The sequence below is a fragment of the Desertihabitans aurantiacus genome (assembly GCF_003344635.1).
In the GTDB taxonomy this organism is placed as follows: Bacteria; Actinomycetota; Actinomycetes; order Propionibacteriales; family Propionibacteriaceae; genus Desertihabitans; species Desertihabitans aurantiacus.
Window position 1 is genome coordinate 1 of record NZ_QPKK01000182.1, and the last position, 7,984, is coordinate 7,984.

The 7,984-nt window shown below is 73.6% G+C and carries 11 protein-coding genes; 6 read left to right on the forward strand and 5 right to left on the reverse strand.

The window, feature by feature from the left end; translation table 11 throughout:
- The coding region (locus DVA66_RS13945) for a DUF6457 domain-containing protein (protein WP_114560635.1) at positions 1 to 227 on the reverse strand (227 nt) is incomplete at its 3' end.
- 105 nt (positions 228 to 332) lie between these two features.
- On the opposite strand from DVA66_RS13945, the gene moaA reads away from it, so the two are divergent.
- On the forward strand, positions 333 to 1,352 hold the full coding sequence (gene moaA / locus DVA66_RS13950; protein WP_114560636.1) for a GTP 3',8-cyclase MoaA: 1,020 nt from the start codon (positions 333 to 335) through the stop codon (positions 1,350 to 1,352).
- Positions 1,353 to 1,389: 37 nt separating this feature from the next.
- The gene (locus tag DVA66_RS13955) at positions 1,390 to 1,941 is read left to right on the forward strand and encodes a hypothetical protein (RefSeq protein ID WP_157974009.1); all 552 of its coding nucleotides are present in this window, start codon (positions 1,390 to 1,392) and stop codon (positions 1,939 to 1,941) included.
- A gap of 6 nt (positions 1,942 to 1,947) precedes the next feature.
- Here the strand turns inward: DVA66_RS13955 and DVA66_RS13960 are convergent, their stop codons facing one another.
- Entirely contained in the window at positions 1,948 to 2,151 is a 204-nt protein-coding gene (locus DVA66_RS13960; protein ID WP_114125305.1) for a hypothetical protein, read from the reverse strand.
- Positions 2,148 to 2,555: a DUF3099 domain-containing protein gene (locus tag DVA66_RS13965; RefSeq protein WP_114560638.1), complete on the reverse strand. Its 408-nt coding sequence runs from the start codon at positions 2,553 to 2,555 to the stop codon at positions 2,148 to 2,150. The genes DVA66_RS13960 and DVA66_RS13965 overlap by 4 nt, the downstream gene beginning before the upstream one ends.
- 128 nt (positions 2,556 to 2,683) lie before the next feature.
- Between DVA66_RS13965 and DVA66_RS13970 the strand changes: the two genes are divergently transcribed.
- Entirely contained in the window at positions 2,684 to 4,636 is a 1,953-nt protein-coding gene (locus DVA66_RS13970; RefSeq protein ID WP_198671766.1) for an ABC transporter ATP-binding protein, read from the forward strand.
- A gap of 19 nt (positions 4,637 to 4,655) precedes the next feature.
- Here the strand turns inward: DVA66_RS13970 and DVA66_RS13975 are convergent, their stop codons facing one another.
- Entirely contained in the window at positions 4,656 to 5,483 is an 828-nt protein-coding gene (locus DVA66_RS13975; protein ID WP_114560639.1) for a TerC family protein, read from the reverse strand.
- A 22-nt stretch (positions 5,484 to 5,505) separates the two neighbouring features.
- Here DVA66_RS13975 and fabG point away from each other — a divergent pair, with 22 nt between their 5' ends.
- From fabG to DVA66_RS13990, 3 genes are read left to right on the forward strand one after another with little or no spacing between them, the layout of a single operon-like run.
- Positions 5,506 to 6,228 carry a 3-oxoacyl-ACP reductase FabG gene (fabG, locus tag DVA66_RS13980; RefSeq protein WP_114560640.1) on the forward strand — a complete coding sequence of 241 codons (723 nt, stop codon included), beginning with the start codon at positions 5,506 to 5,508 and terminating at the stop codon, positions 6,226 to 6,228.
- Between the two features lie 59 nt (positions 6,229 to 6,287).
- Entirely contained in the window at positions 6,288 to 7,058 is a 771-nt protein-coding gene (gene fabI, locus DVA66_RS13985; RefSeq protein WP_114125301.1) for an enoyl-ACP reductase FabI, read from the forward strand.
- Positions 7,055 to 7,678 (forward strand): DNA-3-methyladenine glycosylase, encoded by a 624-nt coding sequence (locus DVA66_RS13990; protein ID WP_114560641.1) that lies wholly within the window; start codon positions 7,055 to 7,057, stop codon positions 7,676 to 7,678. The genes fabI and DVA66_RS13990 overlap by 4 nt, the downstream gene beginning before the upstream one ends.
- A gap of 81 nt (positions 7,679 to 7,759) precedes the next feature.
- Here the strand turns inward: DVA66_RS13990 and DVA66_RS13995 are convergent.
- A partial coding sequence (locus tag DVA66_RS13995; RefSeq protein ID WP_198671767.1) for a hypothetical protein occupies positions 7,760 to 7,984 on the reverse strand: 225 nt, incomplete at its 5' end.

Sequence of the window (7,984 nt, forward strand, 5' to 3'; positions counted from 1 at the left end):
AGCTGGGTGGCGGCGGCCGTCGCGGCGCCGATGCTGGCGCCCCGGCCGACGGCCACCCCGGCCAGGAAGGTGGTCAGCGGCGCGGCCGGGCGGGTGACGTGGTGGGCGGCGTCACGGGCGAGGTCGAGCACCGCGTGCACGGCGTCCTCGTCGATGTCCATGTCGAGCTCGAGGGTGTCGCAGAGCTCGGCCATCCACAGAAAGAGGGTGCGGGTCTCTTCGGTCACGCTGCTCCTCGTCGCTCGGCAGTGGGGCTGCGACGATCCTGCCACCGGGCCGCCGCCCGGCCACCGGGGGGTGGGGCGGTCGGGGACCTCCCTAGACTCGGACGCATGACCGCGACCCCGACCGACTCCTGGCCGCGCCCGCTGCGCGACCGGCACGGCCGGGTCGCCACCGACCTGCGGGTCTCCCTGACCGACCGCTGCAACCTGCGCTGCACCTACTGCATGCCGGCCGAGGGGCTGGACTGGCTGGGCAAGGACGAGCTGCTGACCGCCGAGGAGCTGCACCGGCTGCTCGACGTGGCCGTCCGGATGCTCGGCATCACCTCGATCCGGCTGACCGGCGGGGAGCCGCTGCTGCGGCCCGATCTGCTGGAGGTGGTCCGCGACGTCGCCGCGCTGCGGCCACGGCCGCGGATCGCGCTCACCACCAACGGGATCGGGCTGGCGCGCCGGGCCGGCGAGCTGGCCGCCGCCGGGCTGGACCGGATCAACGTCTCTCTCGACACCCTCGACCCCGACACCTTCACCCGGCTGACCCGCCGGCGCCGGCTGCCCGACGTGCTCGCCGGCGTGGAGGCGGCGGTCGCGGCCGGGCTCACCCCGGTCAAGGTCAACACCGTCCTCATGCGCGGGGTCAACGACAACGAGGCCGCCGACCTGCTCGCCTGGGCGATGGACGTCGGCGCCCAGCTGCGGTTCATCGAGCAGATGCCGCTGGACGCCCAGCACGGCTGGCAGCGCAGCGAGATGGTCACCGCCGAGGAGATCCACAGCGCGCTGTCACGACGCTGGCGGCTGGTCGACGACCGCGCCGAGCGGGGGAGCGCGCCGGCCGAGCTGTTCCGGGTGGCCGGCACCGCGCACAAGGTCGGCATCATCGCCTCGGTCACCCGTCCCTTCTGCGGCGCCTGCGACCGGGTCCGGCTGACCGCGGACGGCCAGCTGCGCAACTGCCTGTTCGCCCGCACCGAGTCCGACCTGCGGCCCCTGCTGCGCGGTGGCGCGGACGACGAGGAGATCGCCCGGCGCTGGCTGGACGTGCTGGCGGCCAAGCGGCCCGGGCACGGCATCGACGACCCGAGCTTCCTCCAGCCCGACCGGCCGATGTCGGCCATCGGCGGCTGACCGCCGGGCCCGATCCGGACGGGTCTACCGTGGGCGCATGCGAGTGCCGCTGCCGCCCAACCCCGCAGAGCTCCTCGGCCGTGGCGCGGAGGCGCTCGAGCAGCTGACCTCGCTGCTGCCGCGCACGGTCGCGCTGCTGGAGCGGGCCGAACGGGCGGCCGAGCGGGCCGAGGCGCTGCTCGACCGGTCCGAGGTGGTGGTCGCCGAGGCCGAGCTGGCCGCCCGGCGCACCCAGGCGGTGGTCGAGCGGGCCGAGGGCGTGAGTGCCCGGGCCGAGGAGCTGCTGGCGTCCTACACCGGGCCGTTGACCCGGCTGCAGCCCGCGGTGGCCCGGCTGGCCGAGTCCACCGACCCGCACGAGGTGCAGGCGGTGGTGGCGGGCCTCGACCTGCTGCCACGGCTGGTCGACGACCTGCGCCGGGACGTGCTGCCCGTGATGAGCACCCTCGGCGACGTCGCCCCCGACCTGCACGGCGTGCTGCGGGTGGTCACCGAGATCAACGAGATGCTCGGCTCCATCCCGGGGCTCAAGGGCGTCAAGAGGCGGGTGGACGCCGAGCACGCGGCCGAGCAGGCCACCCGGGACTGACCACCCTCAGCCGAGCGGCTCGACCTCACGGAGGAACCCCCGCGCCTGCAGGAACTCCGACAGCGAGACGCGGTGCTCCTCGCAGGCCAGCCAGTGCTTGCGCCGCTCGGGGGTGTGGATCTTCGGGTTGTTCCACCGCAGGTCGTGCACGGCCGGCGCCTGGCAGCCCCGCGCCGAGCAGGTGGTGGGGAGCTCCTCGACGTCGCTCACGGTCCTCCTCCGGGTGGTGGCGGCGTCCCGGGCCGCCGGGGTTCCAGCGCCGGGCGGGACGGGTCGTCCTCGACCACCTCGCCCTCGATCGTCACCGGGCCCTGGTCCACGGCCGGACGGGGTGCCGGCTCGGCCGGGGCCGTCTGCTCCGGCGGTGGGGTGGCCGCGGTGTGGCGCTGGTCCTTGGCGTTGACCAGCAGCACCGCGAGGTAGGGCAGCAGCACCGCACCGAGCAGCAGCACCAGCACCAGCACCGGGTTGCTGCGGGCCGGCCACAGCCCGACGAAGCAGAGCACCCGGATGCCCATCATGATCAGGTAGTTGCGCTGACGGCGCGAGGCGTCGACGGACCGTCCCCGGGAGGCCTGGGTGATGACGGGTGTGTCGTCGTCGTGGTGCGCCACCCGGTCAGCGTACGCGGCTCTCCCGCACGCCTCCTGGGCCGGCGGGTGCGGGGGAGGGCCGGGAGTAGGGTGCCCGCGGGGCTGGTGCCGGTCGTCCGGTCCGGCGGCCCCGGGGAGGAGGGCTGGCTGTGCCGCGCGGCATCACCGTCACCCACCTGAGCGAGGAGGAGATCGCCGGCCCGCAGCGCGGGGTGCTGCGCCGGATCGCCTCCCTGCTGCGTCCCTACCGGGCCCGGATGGTGCTGGTGCTGCTGGCCGTGCTGACCGCGGCCGGGCTGACGGCGGTCAGCCCCTTTCTCACCCGCGAGGTGTTCGACGCCGCGCTCTTCCCGACCGACGGCGGACCGGCACGGCTGGACCTGCTCGCCTGGCTGGTCGGCGGCCTCGTCGCCATCCCGGTGCTCACCGCGCTGATCGGGATCGGTCAGAACTACCTCACCAGCGTCATCGGCAACTCCGCGATGGCCGACCTGCGCGGCGACCTGTTCGCCCACCTGCAGCGGATGGAGCTGGCCTTCTTCACCGCCACCAGGACCGGCTCCATCCAGTCCCGGCTGTCCAACGACGTCAGCGGCGTGCGCACCGTGCTCACCGACGTCGCGACCGCCATCCTCTCCAACACGGTGACCGTGGTCGCCGCCTTCGTCTCGATGCTGCTGCTGTCGTGGCAGCTGACCGTCCTCACCTGCGCGCTGATCCCGCTCTTCGTCTGGATCCAGGTGCGGGTGGGACGCCGACGCCAGCGGCTGGCCCGGCGCACCCAGGAGTCGCTGGCGGAGATGACCGCGATCACCGAGGAGGCGCTCAGCGTCTCCGGCATCCTGCTGTCGAAGGTGTTCAACCGGGCCGAGGCCGAGACCGAGCGCTACCGCGAGGCGAACCGGCGCCAGACCCGGCTGCAGGTCGAGCAGGCGATGACCGGACGCACCTTCATGGCGGTGGTGCAGACCTTCTTCGCCATCACCCCGGCGCTGATCTACCTGGCCGCCGGGCTGATGGTGACCGGCACCGTGCCCGGGGGCGCCGGGTTGACCGCGGGCACCCTGATCGCCTTCACCACGGTGCAGGCCCGGCTGCAGCAGCCGCTCGGGTCGCTGATGCGGGTGAGCCTGGACGTGCAGACCTCACTCGCGCTGTTCCGGCGGATCTTCGAGTACCTCGACCTGCGTCCGGCGATCACCGAACGCCCCGGCGCGCGCCGGCTCGACCCCGAGACGATGGCCGGGCGGGTGGAGTTCGACGCGGTGAGCTTCCGCTACCCCGAGCCGCGGCGGCTGAGCGGTACCGAGCAGGGCGACCGCTTCGCCGGGCCGCAGGCGACGATGGCCGCGCCGACCGACCCCGGCGACGGCTGGGCGCTGCGGGACGTCTCGATCACCGTCGAACCGGGGCAGCTGGCCGCGCTGGTGGGGCCGTCGGGGTCGGGCAAGACCACCACCACCTACCTGGTGCCACGCTTCCACGAGGTGACCGAGGGGGCGGTGCGGATCGACGGGATCGACGTCCGCGACCTGACGGCGTCCTCGCTGGCCGACGCCGTCGGCATGGTCACCCAGGAGCCCTACCTCTTCCACGGCACCATCCGCGACAACATCGCCTACGCCAAGCCGGGGGCGAGCGCGGCCGAGATCGAGGCCGCCGCCCGCGGGGCGAACATCCACGACCGGATCATGACCTTCGCCGAGGGCTACGAGACGATCACCGGCGAACGCGGCTACCGGCTCTCGGGCGGGGAGAAGCAGCGGCTGGCGATCGCCCGGGTGCTGCTCAAGGACCCCCGGATCCTCATCCTCGACGAGGCCACCTCCGCGCTGGACAGCGAGACCGAGCGGCTGGTCCAGGACGCCCTGGAGCGCGCGACCCGCGACCGCACCACCATCGCCATCGCGCACCGGCTGTCGACGATCCGCGCCGCCGACGTCATCTACGGGATGGAGCGGGGCCGGGTGGTGGAGCGCGGCACCCACGCCGAGCTGCTCGCGGCCGGTGGGCTGTACGCCCGGCTGCACGCCGAGCAGCTCGGCCGGGCCACCTTGGACGAGGGCCCGGCCGACGGGCCGCGGGCCGACGTCAGCGTCTGAGGACCCCGGCCCGGACGGCTCAGCGCTCGTCCAGCGCCCCGGCTGGCGGGGTGAGGGTGGAGCCCTCCTGCTGCTCGGCGTACTTCGAGCGCAGGTGCACCGGCTCCTGCTGGGCGCCCTTGCGGCGGGCGGCACGGCCGCGGTAGACGAGGTTGAGCGCCTCGACGACGATCGCGAACGCGATCGGGCCGTAGATCATGCCCTTGCTGACGTGGTAGTTGAAGCCCTCGGCCAGCAGGGTCGCCCCGATCAGCACGAGGAAGGCCAGGCAGAGCATCTTCACCGTCGGGTGGCGGTCGACGAAGCCGCCGATCCGCTCGGCCAGCACCATCATCACGCCGATCGCGATCACCACCGCGGCGATCATCACCACCAGCTCGTCCACCATGCCGACCGCGGTGATCACCGAGTCGAGGGAGAAGACGATGTCGATCAGCACGATCTGCAGGATCACCCGGCCGAAGGTGGTGCCGGCCTTCCCGCTCCCGTCGCCGTGGCCGTCCTCGCCCTCGAGCTTGGCGTGGATCTCGGTGACGGCCTTGTAGATGAGGAAGGCGCCACCGAGGATGAGGATCAGGTCGCGGCCGCTGATCTGCAGCGCCTCCCACGGCCCGATCCCGAACAGGGTGTCGGTCAGCCCGACGATCCAGGAGGCGAAGAACAGCAGGATGATCCGCATCACCAGCGCCAGGGCCAGACCGACCAGACGCGCCCGCTTGCGCTGCGACTCCGGCAGCCGGTTGGCGAGGATCGAGATGAAGACGACGTTGTCGACCCCGAGCACCAGCTCGAGGGCCAGCAGGGTGAGGAAGGCGATCCAGATCTCTGGGCTGGTGAGGATTTCCACGCGCAGACGATAGCGTTACCGGGTGCCGCAGCCTGAACACACGACACGAACCGTCCTGGTCACCGGTGGCAGCCGGGGGATCGGACGGGCGATCACCGAGCGCTTCGTCGCCGCCGGGCACCGGGTGGCCGCCACCCACCGCAGCGGGGACGTCCCGGCGGGCGCACTGCCGGTGCGCTGCGAGATCACCGACCCCGAGCAGGTGGAGGCCGCCTTCGCCACGGTGGAGGCCGAGCTGGGTCCGGTGGAGGTGCTGGTCGCCAACGCCGGCATCACCCGTGACACCCTGCTGCTGCGGATGAGCGAGCAGGACTTCGCCGACGTGGTCGAGACCAACCTCACCGCCTCCTTCCGGCTGGCCAAGCGGGCCTCGAAGGCGATGATGCGGGCCCGCTTCGGGCGGATGGTCTTCCTGTCCTCGGTGGTCGGCCAGCTCGGCTCGGCCGGGCAGGTCAACTACGCCGCCTCCAAGTCCGGGCTGGTCGGCCTGGCCCGCTCGATCACCCGCGAGCTGGGCTCGCGCGGGGTCACCGCGAACGTGGTCGCCCCCGGCTTCATCGACACCGACATGACCGCCCGGCTGAGCGAGCAGCAGGTGGCCGACTACCAGGCGCGGATCCCGGCCGGCCGGCTGGGCGCGGTCGAGGACGTCGCGGCCACCGTGGAGTTCCTCGCCGGCGACGGCGCCGGCTACGTCTCCGGGGCGATCATCCCCGTCGACGGCGGCCTCGGCATGGGCCACTGACACCTCCGGCGGCGCCGACGGCGTCACCACCTCGATCCAGCACGGCAGGGAAGGAACTGATGGGCATCCTCGAGGGCAAGAACGTCCTGGTGGCGGGAGTCACCCTCAACACCTCGATCGGCTTCGCCGCGGCCAAGGTGGCCCAGGAGCAGGGCGCCACCGTGGTGGTGTCGAACTTCGGGCGCGCGATGGGCATCACCCGGCGGGTGATCAAGAAGCTGCCCACCGAGCCGGCGCTGCTCGAGCTCAACGTCTCCGACGCCGACCACCTGGCGGCGCTGCCCGAGGCGCTGGGCGAGCACGTCGACCGTCTCGACGGGATCGTCCACTCGATCGCCTTCGGCAACCCCGAGACCGCCCTCGGCGGGAAGTTCCTCGACACCCCGTGGGAGGACGTCGGCACCGCGGTGCAGGTCTCGGCCTACTCGCTGAAGTCGCTGACGATGGCCTGCCGGCCGCTGCTGACCCGCGGCAGCTCGGTGGTCGGGCTGACCTTCGACGCCACCATCGCCTGGCCCGGCTACGACTGGATGGGGGTGGCCAAGGCCGCCCTGGAGAGCACCAGCCGCTACCTGGCCAAGTACCTCGGCCCCGAGGGCATCCGCAGCAACCTGGTCGCCGCCGGGCCGCTGGAGAGCCTGGCCAAGAAGGCCATCCCGGGCACCGAGAAGTACAACGAGGTGTGGAGCGAGCGCGCCCCCCTCGGCTGGGACGCCACCGACTTCGAGCCCACCGCCAAGGCGGTGGTCGCGCTGCTCAGCGACTGGTTCCCCGCCACCACCGGCGAGATCGTGCACGTCGACGGCGGGGTGCACGCGGTCGGCGCATGACCGCGTCCCGGCCCGGGGAGCCACCGGCGCCCGCGGATGAGCCGGACGTGCTGGCGGCCGCCCGCGGTCTGCTCGGGGCGGTGCTGCACGGCCACGGCGTCAGCGTCCGGCTGACCGAGGTGGAGGCCTACGCCGGACCGGACGACCCGGCCTCGCACGCGTTCCGGCGCACCCCGCGCTCGGAGACGATGTACGGCCCGGCGGGACGGCTCTACCTCTACCGCTCCTACGGCATCCACCTGTGCGCCAACGTCGTCACCGGCGAGCCCGAGCAGGGCCAGGCGGTGCTGCTGCGGGCGGGGGAGGTGGTGGCCGGGCACGAGCTGGCCCGGGAGCGCCGGGGCGTCCTCGACGACGTCCGGCTGGCGCGCGGGCCGGGCAACCTGTGCTCCGCGCTCGGCCTGGTGCCGGCCGACCTGGGTGCCGACCTCGAGCACGACCCGCCACCCCGGCTCGAGCTCGGGACGCCGGTCGACCCGGCCCGGGTGCTCAGCGGCCCGCGGGTCGGGGTCAGCCTGGCCGCCGACCGTCCCTGGCGGTTCTGGCTGGCTGGTGACCCGACCGTCTCGGCCTACCGCCGCTCGCCACGCGCCCCGGCGTCCGGGGCGGGCGCGGCGTAGCGTCCGACCGGTTCCGGGAGCCGAGCAGGGATCTCGCCCGGCTGCACCGGACCGGGTGGCACGGCTCGTGGCGGGGCACCCTCAGCCGGCGGCGGGCCAGGCGCAGGCCGCGCAAAGCGCGTCGCTGGCCACGGTGTGCAGCCGGCGCAGCAGCTCGGTGCGCCGCTGCAGCGCGAAGGAGTGCAGCACCTCCCGGTCGTCGGACAGCCCGGCCTCGGTCACCTGCACCAGCCGCAGCGCGCGCTCGGCCGCCCGCTCCTGCCGGGCCGGGTAGCCGGCGGCCAGCACCGGCCCGTCCAGCAGCTG

What these genes read in the sequence shown, in the direction of transcription:
- moaA (WP_114560636.1), top strand. Translation starts at nt 333, where the DNA reads ATGACCGCGACCCCGACCGACTCCTGGCCGCGCCCGCTGCGCGACCGG.
- DVA66_RS13990 (WP_114560641.1), top strand. Translation starts at nt 7,055, where the DNA reads ATGACCGCGTCCCGGCCCGGGGAGCCACCGGCGCCCGCGGATGAGCCG.
- DVA66_RS13955 (WP_157974009.1), top strand. Translation starts at nt 1,390, where the DNA reads ATGCGAGTGCCGCTGCCGCCCAACCCCGCAGAGCTCCTCGGCCGTGGC.
- fabI (WP_114125301.1), top strand. Translation starts at nt 6,288, where the DNA reads ATGGGCATCCTCGAGGGCAAGAACGTCCTGGTGGCGGGAGTCACCCTC.